General features: G+C 72.3%; 13 protein-coding genes. 12 read left to right on the top strand and 1 reads right to left on the bottom strand.

Going from position 1 to position 17,731, the window contains the following annotated elements; translation table 11 throughout:
- The first annotated feature begins 154 nt into the window (after window positions 1–154).
- From ACOJUJ_RS10010 to ACOJUJ_RS10000, 3 genes are all read left to right on the top strand, one after another.
- The gene (locus ACOJUJ_RS10010) at window positions 155–1,210 is read left to right on the top strand and encodes a hypothetical protein (RefSeq protein ID WP_420126725.1); all 1,056 of its coding nucleotides are present in this window, start codon (window positions 155–157) and stop codon (window positions 1,208–1,210) included.
- A 479-nt stretch (window positions 1,211–1,689) separates the two neighbouring features.
- Window positions 1,690–3,243, top strand: coding sequence for a lipopolysaccharide biosynthesis protein (locus ACOJUJ_RS10005; RefSeq protein ID WP_420126724.1), 1,554 nt, complete (start codon window positions 1,690–1,692; stop codon window positions 3,241–3,243).
- Window positions 3,240–4,391 carry a glycosyltransferase family 4 protein gene (locus ACOJUJ_RS10000; RefSeq protein ID WP_420126723.1) on the top strand — a complete coding sequence of 384 codons (1,152 nt, stop codon included), beginning with the start codon at window positions 3,240–3,242 and terminating at the stop codon, window positions 4,389–4,391. Before ACOJUJ_RS10005 ends, ACOJUJ_RS10000 begins: the two co-directional genes overlap by 4 nt.
- A gap of 343 nt (window positions 4,392–4,734) precedes the next feature.
- Here ACOJUJ_RS10000 and ACOJUJ_RS09995 read toward each other — a convergent pair whose 3' ends face one another.
- Window positions 4,735–6,441, bottom strand: a complete 1,707-nt coding sequence (locus ACOJUJ_RS09995) for a capsule assembly Wzi family protein (RefSeq protein ID WP_420126722.1) — start codon at window positions 6,439–6,441, stop codon at window positions 4,735–4,737.
- A 132-nt stretch (window positions 6,442–6,573) separates the two neighbouring features.
- On the opposite strand from ACOJUJ_RS09995, the gene ACOJUJ_RS09990 reads away from it, so the two are divergent.
- From ACOJUJ_RS09990 to ACOJUJ_RS09950, 9 genes are all read left to right on the top strand, one after another.
- The gene (locus ACOJUJ_RS09990; protein WP_420126721.1) at window positions 6,574–8,181 is read left to right on the top strand and encodes a capsule assembly Wzi family protein; all 1,608 of its coding nucleotides are present in this window, start codon (window positions 6,574–6,576) and stop codon (window positions 8,179–8,181) included.
- A gap of 73 nt (window positions 8,182–8,254) precedes the next feature.
- Window positions 8,255–9,034: a tyrosine-protein phosphatase gene (locus tag ACOJUJ_RS09985; protein ID WP_420126720.1), complete on the top strand. Its 780-nt coding sequence runs from the start codon at window positions 8,255–8,257 to the stop codon at window positions 9,032–9,034.
- A 32-nt stretch (window positions 9,035–9,066) separates the two neighbouring features.
- Complete coding sequence (locus ACOJUJ_RS09980; protein WP_420126719.1) at window positions 9,067–9,432, top strand: cupin domain-containing protein; 366 nt, start codon at window positions 9,067–9,069, stop codon at window positions 9,430–9,432.
- Window positions 9,433–9,495: 63 nt separating this feature from the next.
- Window positions 9,496–10,710 (top strand): nucleotidyltransferase family protein, encoded by a 1,215-nt coding sequence (locus ACOJUJ_RS09975; RefSeq protein ID WP_420126718.1) that lies wholly within the window; start codon window positions 9,496–9,498, stop codon window positions 10,708–10,710.
- A gap of 519 nt (window positions 10,711–11,229) precedes the next feature.
- On the top strand, window positions 11,230–12,072 hold the full coding sequence (locus ACOJUJ_RS09970; protein ID WP_420126717.1) for a 3'(2'),5'-bisphosphate nucleotidase CysQ family protein: 843 nt from the start codon (window positions 11,230–11,232) through the stop codon (window positions 12,070–12,072).
- Window positions 12,073–12,085: 13 nt separating this feature from the next.
- Complete coding sequence (locus ACOJUJ_RS09965; protein ID WP_420126716.1) at window positions 12,086–13,855, top strand: SLC13 family permease; 1,770 nt, start codon at window positions 12,086–12,088, stop codon at window positions 13,853–13,855.
- Window positions 13,856–14,806, top strand: coding sequence for a sulfate adenylyltransferase subunit CysD (gene cysD / locus ACOJUJ_RS09960; RefSeq protein ID WP_420126715.1), 951 nt, complete (start codon window positions 13,856–13,858; stop codon window positions 14,804–14,806).
- The gene (gene cysN / locus ACOJUJ_RS09955; protein WP_420126714.1) at window positions 14,806–16,755 is read left to right on the top strand and encodes a sulfate adenylyltransferase subunit CysN; all 1,950 of its coding nucleotides are present in this window, start codon (window positions 14,806–14,808) and stop codon (window positions 16,753–16,755) included. Before cysD ends, cysN begins: the two co-directional genes overlap by 1 nt.
- Entirely contained in the window at window positions 16,755–17,648 is an 894-nt protein-coding gene (locus ACOJUJ_RS09950) for a sulfotransferase domain-containing protein (RefSeq protein WP_420126713.1), read from the top strand. The genes cysN and ACOJUJ_RS09950 overlap by 1 nt, the downstream gene beginning before the upstream one ends.
- Window positions 17,649–17,731: the final 83 nt, after the last annotated feature.

The raw sequence follows: 17,731 nt of genomic DNA, 5'->3' as shown, positions 1-17,731 counted from the left end.
GGAAGCGGCACGAGAAAACTCTGTTGACTCTGTTAACTCTGTGTGAGGCCCATTCTTTTCCGTTCCGGACCTCCGAACGCAGAGGCATCGGCACGAGAAAACTCCGTTGACTCCGTTGACTCCGTGTGAGGCCCATTCTTTTCCAGAATCCAGCATGAGCCATGGCCCGCGCGAGCACGGAAGCGCCGCGGAGCCCCTGGCGGCGCGGCTGCGTTTTCGCGTGGCGCCGGACTATCCCGGCTTCGACCGCACCCGGATGCTGTCGCTGGCGGTGGGCAACACCGGCAAGGTGTACGCGTTCGCGGAGGAGGACTGCCGCGAATGGTACCGCCGCTTTGTGGACGAAGTGCTTGCCGCCGTGGCCGAGCGCCGCTACCTCCCCGTCTACCGCATGGCCGACGGGGAGTATTCGTTTGTCCTGGGCCCCGCCGAAGAGCAGCTGCCCCTGCGCCGGCTGCGTCCGCGGCAGCTGGCCAGGCGCGTGCTGAACCGGGTGCTGGGGCGGCGCGGCGGCCATCGCAGCGGGTCGCACGGGTACGGGTGGGAGGTCTACACCCCCCGCGAGCGGCGCGCGCTGCTGGATGCCTACGCGGCGGACCTGCGCCTTGTGGCTGATCGCGGGTACCTGGCGCTGGCGATGGGGGACAGCGGGCTTTCCGACCCCTGGATGCCCGGGATCCTGGACTGGCTTGACGCGCGCGGCGTTCGCCTGCATGCGGGCAACTACCAGCACATGTACGCCGTGTACGCGCTGATGAACGGGCCCGACCGCGAGCGCCTGCTGCGCGGCCGGCGGGTGCTGGTGGTGAACCATGCCGACGCGGCGCGGCAGGCGGCGATCGGCGATGCGCTGGCTACGGCCGGGGCTGTGGGCGCGCGGTTCATCTCCATCTCCCGCGAGAAGGCGATGCTGGAGCGGCTGGACCCGCGTGCGCTGCGCGATCCCGTGGACCTGGTGCTGGTAGGCGCCGGCGTGGGCGCGGCCAACGTGCTGCGGCAGCTGGAGCCGCTGGGCGTGCCCGCGCTGGACGTGGGGTTCGCCCTGGACATCATGGCCCAGCCCGAGCTTCGCTGGCGCCGGCCGTTCTGCGTGCCGGACGACGAGTTCGACCCCGCGCGGGTGGAGTTCCTGTCCCCCGAAAAGCTGGCGCTGCTTGGGGCGCGGCGTCGCCGAGGTGATGATGCTCATCCCCGGGATCAGTCATCCTGAGGAAGGCGCCGCGCTGCATTCTGCTTGTACGAAGGACTCTAGCGGCGACCGATGGACCTTGCCGGCAGAGTCGAGGGGCTGGATGTTCGGCGTTGAGCGTGCCCCTCGCAAGCGGAGGGAAGGTCCTTCGGTCGCGCGCATGTCTTTGTGTGATTCCGGATTACACGCGGTGCGCTCCCCCAGGATGACATCACTCGCTTTTGTTGTCCGAGGTTGGGCACGCCCCTGGAGGCGCGGAGACACGGAAGAGCGCGGGTCAACGCTTCGCTCCGCGTCTTCGTGAGCCCTTCGTTTGCACGGCTCGTACGGCGGTTCTAGCTTTCGGGGCCATGCGCGGCGCGGAAATCCACGTCTCCCGCATCCCACGCCCCTCATCCACCACGTGAACCTCCCTCCCGGGCCGCACGCTCGCTCTCTTCACCGGATCGCTCCGCGCGCTTCGGTAAATCGTCGTATCCATCAACCCCCTATGAAGGCGCGTGGCTGAGACGCTGCGGGTGGCGCGGACGCCCAGCCGCCGCCGTGGGGCGATGGTGATGCTGGCGGGCGGGTACCTGGCGCTGGGGCTTACGGTGGTGCAGGGGCTGCTGCTGGTGCCGCTGTACCTGCGCTACCTGGGACCGGGGATGTACGGCGCGTGGCTGGCCTCCGGCGACGTGCTGGGATGGCTGTCGCTGCTGCACATGGGGATCACGAGCGTGGTGACGCAGCGCATGGCGGCCGCCCACGCACGCGGCGAGCGCGGCGCGCTGGGCGAGTACTACGCAACCGGCGTCGCCGTGCAGGCGGTGCTGATGGCGGTGCTGGTAGGGTTGGGGTTCGCCGTCGCCCCGTTGATCCCCGGCTGGCTGGGCATTCACGGCGACCCGGCGCGGACGCTGTCGCGGTGTTTTGCCGTCGCGGCGGCGGCCACGGGCGCCGGATACATGGCGGCGGTGGCGGGGAGCCTGCCGCTCGCGGTGCAGCGGATGACGTTCAACGCGGCGGCCACCCTGGGATCCGCCGTCGCGGGGCTGGTCACCACCCTCTGGCTGCTCCTTTCCGGCGCCGGGCTGTGGGCGCTGGTGTGGGGACTGGTGGCTCGCAACGGCCTGCTGCTGCTGGCGGTGTCGGTGGACGCGTGGAGGGTGCTGCGGCGCGAGGGAACGCGCATGCGGGTGCGCGTGCCGGTGCTGCGCGAGCTGGGGGGGCTGGGCCGCTCGACGCTGCTGTCGATGCTGGGGAGCACCGCGGTGGCGCGCTGCGACGCGCTGCTGGTGGCGGTGGTCTTTCGCCCGGAGGCCGCCACGGTGTACGTGCTGACGCGGCGCGCGGCGGAGATCCTTTCCATGTTCCTGGCGCGGGTGGGCGGGGCGGTGTACCCCGGCTTTGCGCACCTGGTGGGGAGCGGCAACCTGCCGCGGGCGCGCCAGGTGCTGGGCCAGGTGGACCGCGGCTACCTGGCGGTGGGAACGCTGGCGCTGGCGCTGTACATGGCCCTCAACCGCACCTTCATGGACATGTGGGTGGGGCCGGCGCAGTACGGCGGCCATCTTGTCACGGTGCTGCTGGGGCTGAACGTGCTGCTGGTGGGCCGCGCCAGCCTGGCGACGTACCTGCTGGGGAGCGCGGGAGAGATTCGCCGCGGCGCGTACCTGATCTTTGCCGAGGCGCTGGTGCGGATCGCGGCCACGCTGGCGCTGCTGCTGGCCTTTGGCATTCCCGGGGTGCCGGTCGCGGGGATCGCCACCACGGCGGTGTCGGCGCACCTGGCGCTGCGGTGGCTGCACCGCCGGCTGGGCGCGGAGGGCGGGACGCAGGGCTGGCGGGTGGATACCGGATGGGCGGCGTACGTCCTCCTCCTTGCCGGCGGCGCGCTGGCGGGGGCGGAGCGCTGGGGACGCACCTGGCCGCAGTTCGTGGCGTGGGCGACGCTGCTGGGCGTGTGCGGCGTGGGGGTGCTGGTGGCGCTGGACCCGGCGGTGCGCGCCTTCGCCCGCGGCCGCTGGGGCGCGATCCGCGCGGTGCGCCAGGCGCGGGAGAGCGCCCCGTGAGCGGCGGCGTCGCGGCGGCGGCCAGCGGGATGCGGGTGCTGCTGGCCGTCTTTCAGTGGAACCGCGCCGGCGGGCTGGAGGCGGTGACGTGGGAGGTTGCGCGCAGCCTGCGGGCGATGGGCGCCGCGGTGGATGTGTGGAGCGTGCGCCAGGACGGCGAGGTGGAGGTGGGTGGCATCGCCGCGCGGGGGCTGGCGCCGCCGCGTGGACGGCTGGCGCGCTCGCTGGACGGGCGGGTGCTGTGGCGGCGACGGCTGGCGGCGGAGGTGCGGCGGCAGGCCGGCCGCTTCGACCTGATCATCGCCGGGCATCCCTGGCTCCTCCCGTCCATCCTCGCCGGGGTGGAGGGCCGCGCGCCGCGTCCGCGCTGCTGGGCGTGGGCGTACGGGGTCGACGTCTGGGGGCAGCCGGGCCAGCGACTGGCGCCGCACCTGGCCCGCGCGGACCGGGTGATCGCCATCAGCCGCTTTACCCGCGACCAGGTGGCGCCCTTTGTCGCGCCGGAGCGGCTGGCGCTGGTGCCGCCGTCGGTGGACGTCGGCCTCTACACCCCCGGCCCCGCGCCCGCCGGCGCCGACCTGCTGATCGTGGGCCGGCTGGTTCCGGGGGAGGGATACAAGGGGCACGAGATCCTGTTTCGGGCCCTCCATCCGCTGGGCGAGCGCCTGGGCCGGCCGGCGACGCTGCGGGTGGTGGGCGATGGCGCCGCGCGCGGGGAGCTGGAGGCCCGGGCGGCGGCGCTGGGCGTGGCGGACCGGGTGGAGTTCGCGGGGCGGTTGCCCGAAGCGCAGCTGGTGGAGGCGTACCGGGGATGCGGGGTGTTCGCCATGCCCAGCCGGGTGGAGCGGCGGCCGCGCGGGCTGTGGACGGGCGAGGGGTTCGGGATCGTCTACGTGGAGGCGCAGGCGTGTGGCCGCCCGGTGATCGTCAGCCGCGACGGCGGCGCCCCCGATGCGGTGCGCCCCGGCGAAACGGGCCTGCTGGTGGATCCGCGCGACCCCCTCGCCGTCGCCGCCGCGGCCGCGGAGCTGCTGTCGGATCCGGGCAGGGCGGGGGCGATGGGCCGCGCCGGGCGGGCGTGGGTGGAAGCGAACTTCTCCCTCGACCGCTTCCGCGAGCACCTTGCCGATCTGGTAAGCGGCGGCTGATCACGCAATCCGGAGAACCATCTGTCACGCCGGAGATTCAGACATCCCACTCCTTCCTCTGTATCTCCGGCTTTCTCTGTTCCTCTGTACCCCATCCTCTGTTCCATCCCTTCCGTACACCTGAGGGCCGGGCCCCCGGGCAACGTCCGGGAACACCACGTGACGGAAAGAACCTTCCGCTCCGGATAAAGATTCTTCGGTCGGCGCCAGACCTTCCGCCGAGAGGAGAGCGTTGCGCGGCGCCTCCCTCAGAATGACAGCTTGGTCTGGTTTGGTATAAAGAAAAGACGCGGATGAGGTCATCATCCGCGTCTCGTTCCTCCACCGCGTGAACGGCCGTCGATCAGTCCGCGCGGCGGCCCAGGCGCGGGGCGGTGGCGGTAAAGCCCAGGCGCAGCTGGTGGTTGCGCGCGCGGATGCCCTCCTTGCGCTCGCGGAAGTTGAGGGCGTCGTTCTGAAAGAAGATGTTCCAGCGGTGCTCCAGCGCGTACTCGGCGTCCATCCGGATGCCGCCCACCGCCCACGCCGCGCGCGCCCCGCCAAACAGGCTTACGTCGTACGCCAGGTACCTGTTGAATCCGCCGGGCTGGTCGTAGTAGGCGTCCTGCGCCCAGCGCACGCGCTGCAGAAAGAGCCCCGCCCGCCCGCGCCCCCGCAGCCAGTCCGCCGCCACCCACTGGCCGGATCCGCCGGGGCCCACCGGCGACCCCAGCACCTGCCCCTCGTGGGTGTATCCCTGCGGCACCTGGCTGCTGGCGTACCAGCTGCCGTTCTCCCGCCAGGCGTACGTGGGGCTTTCCTCCAGGTAGGTGTGCTCCGCCTGCAGCCGGAAGTCGCCCGCCCCGGCCGGGCGCAGCCACTGCAGGCCCAGCGTGAAGCCCTGGCTGTGCTCCGGCAGCTCCAGCAGGTCGCGGACGTTGATCGGCAGGCGGGTGCGCGCCCACTCGGCGTACACCTCCATCCCCGCCTCCGGCATCACCAGGCGGCCGAAGAAGGAAGTGATCTGCTCGGACGGATCGGAATAGATGGCGCCGATCTGGTCCCAGCGCGTGAACACCAGCGCCCCGCCCGCCAGCGCGTCCGCCGCCCCGTCCGCCGGCGCGTAGACGCTGCGCGCCACCCCCAGCGACAGCGCGCGCGAGGGCGATACCACCACCGCCGCGCCGCTGAACGTCCGCCATCCCCGCTCGCCGCCGTGTTCCGGCGCGTAGAAGCGCGAGTCGCGCAGCGCCCCGGCCACCCAGCGCGCCTCCACGCCGCCAAGCGGCGTGCGCAGCGGGCGCGCCGTGCGCACGAACAGGTGCCCGAACCCCGCGGCCTGGTTGCTCAGCACCAGCGCGCCGCGGATCCCCGGCCCCCACCACTGGTTCTCCGTCGCAGCGCCGAACGCCACCGCGCCGGCATCCACCGTGAGCGACGACTGCCCGGCGCGAATGCCGGAGAGCGCGTCGCCGCCCATGCGGAAGGGAAGGTCGATGGAGTGCTCGTCGAGCTGCCAGTCCGGGTAGTAGGTCCCCGTCTGGCGCCACTCCGGCGGCAGCAGCGTGTCGAAGGCGGCGTTGGAGGCGTAGACCAGCTCCGGCGCCGCGATCAGCCGCACCGGCCCCATCCGCACGTCTACCCCCGCCATCACCAGCGCCCCCGTCCCCTTGCCCGCCCACAGCGCGCCGTCCAGGAACGAGGAGGGAAGCCGGGAGTTCCACGCCAGCCGCACCTCCGGCGCCAGCACCGAGACCGACAGCCCGCGCCCGGCGGATTCCGTCGACGACGTCCGGCCCAACGACGACGGGCTGCGGAGAAGGAAGCCCGCCGTCGCCGCCTCGCCGCGCAGCTGGGCCGTGCGCGCCGCCTCTTCCTCCGCGCCGCCGATCGTCGGGAGCGCACGGACGCGCGCCGGTGCGTCCGCATGGGCCGTACCGACCGCATCGACCGCGGACGGAGCGGGATCGCCGCCGTCCGCCACGATGCCGGCGGCCTGGGCGCACAGGCGGACGGGCGCGGCAAGAAGCGCCAGCGCGAGCAGCGCCGGCAGGGGACTGCGCAGGGACATGCGGGGCGGGGTGGATGGCGCGACAGGTCGTGGACTGGACACCGTTTGCAGCACATGATAACATCACGGGGCAGCATCGTCCAATGTTCGCCCCGCGTTGTCCCGCACGCAGTGACCCCGATTTCAGAACCGATGCGAATGCGCTTCCGGCCGGTGCCGGCGGCCGCCTGCTGTGCGCTTGCCGCCGTGCTGGCGGTGCCCGTTCTGGCGCAGACCGGCGCCCCCGACCTGCGCGGCGAGGCGGTGGTGGTGGGGAGCGACGCGGAGCACTACCTGCGCGTGCTGCAGGTGGCGGGCGAGGTGCCCCTGTATCCCTGGACCATCCGCGGCTTTTCCCCCGCCGAGGTGGACCGGCTGCTCCCTGCTGAATCCGCCGTCCATCCCTGGCGCGACCGCCTTTCCGCCGCGGACTCGGCGCCGGCCACGTTCCGCGTCCAGGGCGTGCGCCCGCAGGCGGGGCTCGTCTTCAACTCCGCCTTTCCCGAGGGCACCAACGACGGCCCGCTGTGGGCGGGGCGCGGGCTGACGGCGTCCGTCAGCGCGGGCGTGCAGCTGCGCGTGGGCTCCGCCGTTTCGCTGCGCATCGAGCCCATGCTGTTCTGGTCGCAGAACCGGGACTTTCCCCTGCTGACGGACGGGCGGCCGGACTCGCTGCGCTTCATCGACCCCTACTTTCCCAACCAGGTCGACCGCCCCCAGCGCTTTGGCGACGGGTCGTTCGCGCACCTGGATCCGGGGCAGAGCACGCTGCGGGTGGACGCCGCGGGGATCGCGGCGGGCGTTTCCACCGCCAACCAGCAGTGGGGGACCGCCATCGACCAGCCGCTGCTGCTGGGCCCCAACGCCGCGGGCTTTCCGCACGCCTTTCTGGGCACCAGCCGCCCCGTGAACGTAGGCCTGGGCCGCCTGCACGGGCGCGTGGTGTGGGGAAGCCTGGGGCAGTCGGCGTACTCGGACGTGCGCGGCCACGGCAGCCGGCGGCTGATGACCGGCTTTGCCGCCGTGTTCACGCCGGCGCGGATGCGGGGGCTGGAGCTGGGGTTCGGCCGCTTCTTTCACGAAGCGTGGCCGGAGGGCGGGCTGGAGGGAAAGCACCTGCTGCGGCCCGTGGAAACGTTCTTCCGCGAGAGCCTGGAAGGGCGCAACGAGACGGAGAACCAGCTGGCCGCCGCCTTCTTTCGCTGGACGCTCCCTCGCAGCCGCTTCGAGTTCTACGGCGAGTTTCTGCGCGAGGATCACAACTACGACATCGAAGACTTCATCATGGAGCCCGACCGCTCCGCCGGCTACCTGCTGGGCGGGCGGAAGGTGTGGAGCCGCGACGGGGCGCTGCGGACGCTGCGCGTGGAGTGGGTGAACAGCGCGCGGTCGCACCTGAACCAGGGGTCCGGCCAGGCGCTCCCCTACCACCACTTCGCCACCCGCCAGGGGCACACCGTGGGCGGCCAGCTGCTGGGCTCGCCCTCCGCGTACGGCGGCGGGGGGAGCGTGGTGGCGTTCGAGTCGTTCACCCCGCGCGGCCGGTGGAGCGTGGACTGGTCGCGGATGCGCATCTCCCGCCCGCGCCTGACGGTGGGGCCCGGCTCGGACGTGGTGCACTCGCTGGGCGGCGAGGCGGTGTGGTTTCGCGGGCGGATGGACCTGGTGGCCGGGATGCGCGGCAGCCTGGAATTGAACCGCCACTTTACGGACGACGTCTTCAACCTGAACGCCTCCCTGGGCGTGCGCGTGGGGCTGTGATGAAGGGACGGGGGATGACGACGATCCGGGCGCGGTGCGCCTTCTTCCATCGGGGTGAGGAGAAGGGGCGCCGATGATCGACTTTCACAACCACCTGATCCCCGGCGTGGACGACGGGGCGGCGGACGCGGAGCAGGCGGCGGCCGGGCTGGCCACCTTCCGCGAGCAGGGGGTGGATACGGTCGTCGCCACGCCGCACGTTAACGGCTCGCTGACCGGCAACCCCGCCGCGCTGGCGGACCGGCTGGCGGAGATCGACGCCGGCTGGGCGGCGCTGGAGGCGGTGGCGAAGGACAGCGGCGTGGCCGTCCATCGCGGCGCGGAGATCATGCTCGACGTTCCCGCGCTGGACCTGTCCGATCCCCGGCTGCGGCTGGCGGGGACCCGGTCGGTGCTGGTGGAGTTTCCGTTCATGAGCGTGCCGCCCAACGCCATGCAGGCGCTGTTCGAGCTGCAGATGGCGGGGTGGACGCCGGTGCTGGCGCACCCGGAGCGGTACGCCAACGCCGCCCGCGACCTGACGGACGCGGTGGAGTGGCGGCGGATGGGGGCGGCGCTGCAGGTAAACGCCGGATCGCTGCTGGGACGCTACGGAAAACCGGCGTCGGTGCTGGCCTGGGGGCTGGTGGAGCATGGGCTGGCCTCGTATCTTTCCAGCGATTACCACGCCCGGGGAAGGTGCCCCGTCGCCGAGTGCCGCGCCGAGCTGGAGCGGCGCGGCGGCGAGCACCAGGCCCGGCTGCTGATGGAAGAAAACCCGCGGCGCATGCTGGAAGGGGTGCCGCCCCTTCCCGTGCCGCCCCTCAGGGCGCCGCGGCCGTTCTGGAAACGAATCCTGCGCCGGGACGCGTGAGCGCCCCCGCCGCCGGCGCTCCCACTGCATCCATGTCCGACACCCACGCATCGCCGTTCAGCGCCCCCCGCATCGTGCCCAAGCCGTGGGGACGGGAGCTGTGGTACGCGCACGAGGACCGCTACGCCGGCAAGATCATCGAGGTCAACGCCGGCTTTGCGCTCTCGCTGCAGAAGCACGAGCGCAAGCAGGAGACGATGTACCTGCAGAGCGGGCGCCTGGTGTACCACCTGAACGGCACCGACTACGAGATGGCGCCGGGCGACTGCATCACCATCAACCCGGGCGACGTGCACCGCGTGGAAGCGCTGGAGGACGCGGTGATCCTGGAGGTGAGCACGCCCGAGCTGGACGACGTGATCCGGCTGGAAGACCGCTACGGCCGCGCCGGCTCCTGATCCCGCGCAGCCCCGTTTGCCCATGACAACCGCCTGCCAGCGCCCCCACGCCGGAGGCGGTTCGTGCGTCCACCCGCGCCGCCGCGGTGTGCCCGCGGCGGCCTTGCGCCCGTGAGCGGCGGCGCTTCGCCCGTGGCGCTGTCGGCGCAGGCGCTGCGGCTGCGCGCCTGGGCGCTGGGAATGCTGGGCGGCGCCCCCGCCGGCGACGCGCCCGCGGTGGACGCGGACGCGTGGCGGGTGTTTCTGCGCGTGGAGGCGTGCGCCGTGCCCCTGCGCAACGCGCTGCGCGCCGCGGGCGTTCGCGCCGGCGCGGGCGAGGCGGAGCTGGACCAGGCCGCGACCACGGAAAGCCAGCGGGTGCTTTCCGCCCGCTCGCAGGTGTCCGTCATCGACCGGCTGGCGGCCGGCGAAGGGTGGCGGATCGCCGTACTCAAGGGCGGGGTGGCGCTGCAGGCCCCCTCGCCGCTGGACGTGGGCGACCTGGACCTGCTGGTGGACCCCGCCCACGCGCCCGCGCTGCTGGCCGCGCTGCAGGCCGCCGGCTACGCCGCGTACGGCGAAGACCACGCCGAGCCCGGCCCGCGCGACCACCACTACGCGCCCCGGTGGCTGCCCCGCACCGTCCCGGTGGAGGTGCACTTCCGCATCGGCGAGATGGACCCGGGGGTGGATCTGCTGGGCGCGGCCGTTCCGCTGGACGGTACCCGCGCGCTGCTGCGCCTGGCCCCCGCCGACCACCTTCGCCACCTGCTGCTACATACCGTGGCACACCACCCGCACCGCCGCGGCCGCCTGCGCGACCTGCTGCTGATCGCCGGCGCCGTCCGCGCGCTGGGCGAGCCGGCGACGGAGGCCGCGGCGGCCGAGCTGGCGGCGCACCCCTTTGCCGCGCAGCTGGGCGAAACGCTGGCCGCGGCGCGGGAGCTTGCCTCGGGCCGCGCGCCGGCGGACCGGTGGCGGCGCGCCAGCGGGGCGGCGTACGTGGCCGCCGCCAGCAGCTGGGTGGGGCGGCTGGGGCGGGGAAGCCAGGCCGAGTTGAGCACCTGCATCTACGCCGCCATCGGCTGCGCGGAAGACCGCCGCCGGCTGTGGCGGCGCCTGTGGGTCAGGGCGTCCAGCCCCAGCGGCGTTCCCGCGCTGGCCTGGCTGGAGTCGCGCTCCGCCGCCGCCGGTGGCGCGGTGCGCGCTACGGTCCGCGTGGCGCGCTACGCCGCCGCGGCCGCCGCCGCGCTTCCCGTGATTCGCGCGGCGCGAGAGGCGGAGCGCCGGGCCGAGTGATCGCCGCCCCGCGAAGAGATAAGCCTCACACGGAGTCAACGGAGTTAACGGAGTTGGCTCGTGCCGGTCCCTCGGGGCGGGCGCCGTTCGAAAGAAGATGGGGCCTCACACAGAGTCAGCAGAGTTAGCAGAGTTGTACGTGGCGGTTCCTCGGATTCCGGTCCCAGGGCGGATGAGGGTGGGTGGAGGGGATGACGCTGGGGACGGCGAGGCGCGGGTGGTGTGGGGTGTCGGGAACGGGAAGTAGATGGAATGCGGCAGGGGGCCATCCGCGTTTTTTGGAGGAGGATGCGGATCGGTGGATGGTGTCCGGAGCGCGGGAGTGCAGGCGGATTGCACCACCTGATGCGCGATCTGGAGAACCGTCCCCCCGCGCCACGGCCGGGGTGAACGGCGACGCCGCGAAAGGTGTCCGCAACCGCCGCACCCTTTCGGCGTTGCGGGGCAAGGGATTAGGTTGACCGGCTCTGCCTTCGGCGCCCACGGGGCCGGCTACTCGCCTGGAGTACCACAAAGAGCATGGAACTGGACACGACGAGCGCTCCGCGTTTTCAGGCGGAGCTCCGGACCGCGCGCGACGCCGCCCGGGCCGGAGGGCGTGCCGCCATGCGCTTTTACGGCACCGCGCTGGCGGTGGAAAAGGAGGGCGGCTCACCGGTGACCGAGGCGGACCACGCCGCCAACCGCGTGATCGTCGACGCGCTGCGGGCGGCGTTTCCGGACGACGCCATCCTGTCGGAAGAGTCGGCGGACTCGGCCGCGCGGCTGGCGGCGGAGCGGGTGTGGATCGTGGATCCGCTGGACGGGACCAAGGAGTTCCTGGCCCAGAACGGCGAGTTCGCCATCATGATCGGCCTGGCGGTCGGCGGGCGGGCGGTACTGGGCGTCGTCTATCAGCCCGCGGACGACGTGCTGTTTGCCGCCGCGCCGGGCGAGGGCGCGACCCTCCAGCGCGGCGGCGGGGAAACCGTGCCGCTGCGCTGCGGCGCGCCGGGCGCGGACGGGCTGCGGCTGGTGGGAAGCCGCTCGCACCCCGACAAGCTGCTGGTGCGCATGCAGGAGGCGCTGGGGATCACCGACGTGCGCCCCTCCGGCTCCGTGGGGGTAAAGTGCGGCCTGATTGCCCAGGGCGAGCGCGACCTGTACGTGCACCCGGTGCCCTACCTCAAGGAGTGGGACACCTGCGCGCCGGAAGCCATCCTGCGCGAAGCGGGCGGCGAGGTGACGGACTGCCTGGGTGAGCCGCTGCGCTACAACAAGCCCGACCCGCGCCAGCCGCACGGCATCGTGGCGTGCGGGCCGGGGCTGCTGGACACCGTGCTGAACACCATCCGCCCCGTGTACCAGGCGGCCACGGCGTGACGCGGGCCGGGCGATGAGCTGGGAGGCGTGGCTGACGCTGGTGGTCGTGGCCGGGACCGTGGTCCTGCTGGTGCGCGACACGGTGCAGCCCGCCATCGCCGTCCTGGGCGCCGACATCCTGCTGATGATCACCGGGGTGATCGACACCGACGCGGCGTTCTCGGGGTTCAGCAACCCGGCGCCGATCACCGTGGCCGCGCTGTTCGTGGTCGCCGCGGCGGTGGAAAAGACGGGGGCGCTGCAGCCGCTGGTCAAGGCCGCGCTGCGCAACGGCGACGGCGGGCGGGGCGAGCTGGCGCGGCTGCTGGTGCCCACCGCCGCCGCGTCGGCGTTCCTGAACAACACGCCCATCGTCGCCATGCTGGCCCCCCAGGTGGCCGACTGGGCCGAGAAGCGCGGCAAGGCGGCGTCGATGTACCTGATGCCGATCTCGTTCGCCACCGTGCTGGGCGGCGTGGTGACCCTCATCGGCACCTCCACCAACCTGGTGGTGGCGGGGCTGATGGCCGAGGCGGGGATGGCGCCGCTGGGGATGTTCGAGCTGACCAGGGCCGGGCTGCCGGTGGCCGTCTTCGGGCTGATCGTGCTGATCGTCCTGGCGCCGAAGCTGCTCCCCGACCGCCGCCCTCCGCGCGCCGCGCTGCAGGACGACCTGCGCGAGTTCGTGATGCACTGCAAGGTGGTCCCCGGCGGGCCGCTGGACGGGCAGACGGTGGAAAGCGGCGGGCTGCGGCACCTGCAGGGGGTATTCCTGGTCGAGGTGGAGCGCGGCGGCGAAAGCCTGCCGGCGCCTTCGCCCGCCACCCTGCTGCGCGGCGGCGACCGGCTGGCGTTCGCGGGGCGCGTGGACACCGTCCGCGACCTGCAGAACATGCGCGGGCTGGTGACCGCCGAGCACAACCACAGCCAGGGGTACGACAGCGCCGAGCACACCTTTTTCGAGGCGGTGGTGAGCGGCGCGTCGCCGCTGGTGGGCAAGACGCTGCGCGAGGCCGAGTTCCGCGAGCGCTACCAGGCCGCCGTGCTGGCCATTCACCGCGCCGGGCAGCGGGTGAACGCCAAGCTGGGAACGGTGCCGCTCAAGGAGGGCGACACCCTGCTCCTGCTTTCGGACCGCGGCTTTACGCGGCGCTGGCGCGACCGCAGCGACTTTCTGCTGGTGGCCCGGCTGGGCGGCGCGCCGCCGCCCTCGTCGCGGCAGGCGCTGTTCGTGGGGCTGATCACCTTTGGCCTGGTGGTCGTGGCGGGGCTGGGGCTCGTCCCCATTCTGCACGCTTCGCTGGTGGCGGCCACGGCGCTGGTGGTGTCGGGGGTGCTGACCCCGTCGCAGGCGCGCTCGGCGGTGGACCTGGACGTGCTGGTGGTGATCGCCGCCTCGTTCGGGCTGGGGGCGGCCATCCAGGGGTCCGGGCTGGCCGCGCTGCTGGGGCAGGGGGTGGTGGGCGGCACGGCGGGGCTGGGGCCGGTGGCGGTGCTGGCGGCCGTCACCATCGCCACCATGATGCTGACCGAGCTGATCACCAACAACGCCGCGGCGGTGCTGCTGTTTCCCGTGGCCATGGCCATCGCTTCGCAGCTGGAGCTGAACCCCCGGACGTTCGCGGTGGCGGTGACCATCGCCGCCTCCACCAGCTTCGTGACGCCGATCGGCTACCAGACCAACACCATGGTGTACGGCATGGGCGGCTACCGCTTTGGCGACTTCGTGCGCCTGGGGCTGCCGGTGACCCTGGTCTCGCTGGCCGCCATCGTGATCTTCGTTCCTCTTTTCTGGCCCCTGTAGATGGAAAGCGTTCTCGCTCCACCCGACGCGGTGCAGGCCCCGCCGTCGACCTCGTACCGCAAGAGCCACCTGGACCAGCTGGAGTCCGAGGCGGTGTTCATCATGCGCGAGGTGGCCGCCCAGTTCGAGCGCCCGGCGCTCCTGTTTTCCGGAGGCAAGGACAGCATCGTGATGGTGCACCTGGCCCGCAAGGCGTTCTGGCCCGGCAAGTTTCCGTTTCCGCTGCTGCACATCGACACCGGGCACAACTTTCAGGAAGCGCTGGACTACCGGGACGAGATGGCGGAGCGGCTGGGGTGCGAGCTGCTGGTGCGCCGCGTCCAGGACTCCATCGACCAGGGGCGCGTGCAGGAGGAGACGGGCCCCCACGCCAGCCGCAACGCGCTGCAGACGGTGACGCTGCTGGACGCCCTGGCCGAGCTCAAGACCGACGCGGCGTTCGGCGGCGGGCGGCGCGACGAGGAAAAGGCGCGCGCCAAGGAGCGCTTCTTCAGCCACCGCGACCGCTTTGGGCAGTGGGACCCCAAGAACCAGCGGCCGGAGCTGTGGAACCTGTTCAACGGGCGCAAGGGCCCGGGCGAGCACTTCCGCGTCTTTCCCCTGTCCAACTGGACGGAGATGGACGTGTGGCAGTACATCGCCCGCGAGAACATCCCGCTTCCCACGCTCTACTTTTCGCACCAGCGCGAGGTGTTCTTTCGCGACGGGCAGTGGCTGGCGCGCTCGCCCTGGATGGAGCTGCTGCCGGGTGAGTCGTACGAGGAGCGGACCATCCGCTTCCGCACCGTGGGCGACGCCACCTGCACGGGCGCCGTTGAAAGCACGGCGGCGACGGTGGAGGAGATCATCGTGGAGATCGCGGCGGCCCGCGTGACGGAGCGCGGCGGCCGCGCCGACGACCGCCGTTCCGAGGCCGCCATGGAAGACCGCAAGCGCCAGGGGTACTTCTGATGAGCGTCGTCGAGGAACGGGACGCCGAGAGCGCCAGCTACGAGACGGCCGCCCGGCAGTACCGCGAGATGGACCTGCTGCGCTTCAGCACCGCGGGAAGCGTGGACGACGGCAAGAGCACGCTCATTGGGCGGCTGCTGTACGACACCAAGTCCATCTTCGCCGACCAGCTGGAGGCCATCGAGGGGGCCAGCCGCCGCCGGGGCGAGGAAGGGATCAACCTGGCGCTGCTGACGGACGGGCTGCGGGCCGAGCGCGAGCAGAACATCACCATCGACGTGGCGTACCGCTACTTTGCCACGCCGCGGCGCAAGTTCATCATCGCCGACACCCCGGGGCACGTGCAGTACACGCGCAACATGGTGACCGGCGCCAGCACCGCCGAGCTGGCCATCGTGCTGGTGGACGCGCGCAAGGGGGTGCTCACCCAGAGCCGCCGGCACGGCTTCATCTCGTCGCTGCTGCGCATTCCCCACGTGGTGGTGGCGGTGAACAAGATGGACCTGGTGGACTACCGCCAGGACGTGTACGACGCCATCGTGGCCGAGTACACGGATTTCGCGGAGAAGCTGGGGATCCACGACCTCACCTTCATCCCCATGTCGGCGCTGAACGGCGACAACGTGGTGTCGCGGAGCGAGCGGCTGGACTGGTACAAGGGGTCCACGCTGCTGCACCACCTGGAAAGCGTGAACGTGGGCGCCGACCGCAACCTGGTCGACTTCCGCTTTCCCGTGCAGTACGTCGTTCGCCCCCACCAGGACTTCCGCGGCTTCGCGGGGCGGGTGGCGTCGGGGACGGTGTCGCCGGGCGAAGAGGTGGTGGTGCTGCCCTCCGGGGTGGTGACGCAGGTGCGCTCGGTCGAGGCGTTCGAGGGGCCGCTGCCGCAGGCGGTGGAGGGCGATTCCGTCGTCGTTACGCTGGCGGACGAGGTGGACGTGTCGCGCGGCGACATGATCGTCCGGCGCAACAACCTGCCGACGGTGGGCAGCCGGCTGGACGCCATGATCTGCTGGATGGGCGAGCAGCCGCTGGACCCCTCCACGCCGTACGTCATCCAGCACACCACTCGCAGCAGCCGCGCGTTCGTCAGCCGCGTCGTCTATCGCATCGACGTCGACACGCTGCACCGCGAGGAAGCGGCGCAGCTGGCGCTGAACGACATCGGCCGGGTTGAGGTGACCACCTCCGTTCCCCTGTTCTTCGACGCGTACCAGGGGAACCGGGCCACGGGAAGCTTCATCCTGGTGGACCCGTACACCAACGTGACGGTGGCGGCGGGGATGATCCGCGGCCCCGTGCAGACGGCGGAGGAGCTGTTCCCCGCGCCGCCCGAGGCGCAGGCGGCGGCGGTGTCGCCGGACGTGGTGTGGGAGGGGTGGAACGTGTCGCGCGAAGAGCGCGAGGCGCGCAACGGCCACGGCGCGGCGGTGCTCTGGTTCACCGGCCTGTCCGGCGCGGGAAAGACGACGATCGCCCGCGAGGTGGAGCGCCGCCTGTTCGAGCAGGGGGTGCAGACCATGCTGCTGGACGGCGACACCCTGCGCCACGGATTGAACGGCGACCTGGGCTTCAGCCCCGCCGACCGGGCGGAGAACATCCGCCGCGTGGGCGAGGTGGCGCGCCTGTTCTTTGCCCAGGGCGCGGTGGTGCTGTGCACCTTTGTGTCCCCCTACCGTGAGGACCGCGCGCGGGTGCGGGCGCTGATCCCCGACGGCCGCTTTCTGGAGCTGTTCATCGACGCGCCGCTGGAGGAACTGAAGCGCCGCGACCCCAAGGGATTGTACGCCCGGGCGGACAAGGGCGAGGTGGCCAACCTGACCGGCGTGTCCGCGCCGTACGAGGCGCCGGAGTCGCCGGAGATGGTGCTGCACACGGACCAGGCTTCCGTCGACCAGGCGGTGGAGGAGATTCTGGTGCGGCTGCGGGCGGAGGGGATCCTGCGCTGATGGACCGGCCCAACCTCTTTATCCTGGGCGCGGCCAAGTGCGGCACCAGCTCGCTGCACGAGTACCTGTCGCAGCACCCGGACGTGTGCATGTCCAACCCCAAGGAGCCCCGCTTTTTCGAGGCGGAGTACGAGCGGGGGGCGGACGCGTACTGGCGCGGGTGCTGGGCGCACTACGCCGGCGAGCGGGTGGCGGGAGAGGCGCGGCCGGCCAACCTCTTTCTTCCGTACGTCCCGGAGCGCGTGCACGCGCTGGCGCCGGACGCGCGGCTGGTGGTGGTGCTGCGCGAGCCCGGCTCCCGCGCGTTTTCGCACTGGTGGCAGCGGGTGCAGCAGGGGCTGGAGACGCTGCCGTTCCTGGACGCGCTCAAGGACAACCTGCGCCGCATCGAATCGGGGATCGGCTTCGAGGGGCCCGAGGGCGAGCGGCGCTGGCGCGAGGCGCTGCTCCCGGACTCGGGGACGGTGCGCGTCACCACCTACCTGGACACCGGGTACTACGCCGAGCAGCTGCGCCGCTACCTGGCGCTGTTTCCGGCGGAGCAGGTCAAGGTGCTGCTGACGGACGACCTGGAGCGCGGCACGGACGACGTGCTGCGCGACGTGCACCAGTTTCTGGGGGTGGAGCCGCGGCCGCTGGAGAACGCGGAGCCCAAGCTGGTGGCGCCGCGCCGGGGCGGGGCAAAGGTGCTGCGGGCGCTGCGGGCGCTGCGCATCGGCCGCGCGCTGCCGAACGCATTGAAGGACCCGGCGCGGCGCGCCGTGGGCCGGCTGGGAAAGCGGGCCAGGCCCGAGCCGCACGAGGTGCGGTGGGTGCGCGAGCACTTTGCCGCGCGCAACGCCGACCTGGCTTCGCTCATCGGGCGCGACCTTTCCAGGTGGGAGCCGCGGTGACGGGCGGCTGCCCACCTTGTACCCGTTGGCGGGCGCGGATAGCTTTGCGGCCCCGTGCCGGGCTGCGTCCGAACCCGGCTGCA

It is taken from the genome of Longimicrobium sp. (genome assembly GCF_048594345.1).
Taxonomy (GTDB): Bacteria; Gemmatimonadota; Gemmatimonadetes; order Longimicrobiales; family Longimicrobiaceae; genus Longimicrobium.
Note: the sequence above shows the minus strand (reverse complement) of the source record. Positions and strands in the feature narration are given on the sequence as shown.

What these genes read in the sequence shown, in the direction of transcription:
- ACOJUJ_RS10010 (WP_420126725.1), top strand. Translation starts at nt 155, where the DNA reads ATGAGCCATGGCCCGCGCGAGCACGGAAGCGCCGCGGAGCCCCTGGCG.
- ACOJUJ_RS09995 (WP_420126722.1), bottom strand. Translation starts at nt 6,441, where the DNA reads ATGTCCCTGCGCAGTCCCCTGCCGGCGCTGCTCGCGCTGGCGCTTCTT.
- ACOJUJ_RS09990 (WP_420126721.1), top strand. Translation starts at nt 6,574, where the DNA reads ATGCGAATGCGCTTCCGGCCGGTGCCGGCGGCCGCCTGCTGTGCGCTT.
- ACOJUJ_RS09985 (WP_420126720.1), top strand. Translation starts at nt 8,255, where the DNA reads ATGATCGACTTTCACAACCACCTGATCCCCGGCGTGGACGACGGGGCG.
- ACOJUJ_RS09980 (WP_420126719.1), top strand. Translation starts at nt 9,067, where the DNA reads ATGTCCGACACCCACGCATCGCCGTTCAGCGCCCCCCGCATCGTGCCC.
- ACOJUJ_RS09970 (WP_420126717.1), top strand. Translation starts at nt 11,230, where the DNA reads ATGGAACTGGACACGACGAGCGCTCCGCGTTTTCAGGCGGAGCTCCGG.
- ACOJUJ_RS09965 (WP_420126716.1), top strand. Translation starts at nt 12,086, where the DNA reads ATGAGCTGGGAGGCGTGGCTGACGCTGGTGGTCGTGGCCGGGACCGTG.
- cysD (WP_420126715.1), top strand. Translation starts at nt 13,856, where the DNA reads ATGGAAAGCGTTCTCGCTCCACCCGACGCGGTGCAGGCCCCGCCGTCG.
- cysN (WP_420126714.1), top strand. Translation starts at nt 14,806, where the DNA reads ATGAGCGTCGTCGAGGAACGGGACGCCGAGAGCGCCAGCTACGAGACG.
- ACOJUJ_RS09950 (WP_420126713.1), top strand. Translation starts at nt 16,755, where the DNA reads ATGGACCGGCCCAACCTCTTTATCCTGGGCGCGGCCAAGTGCGGCACC.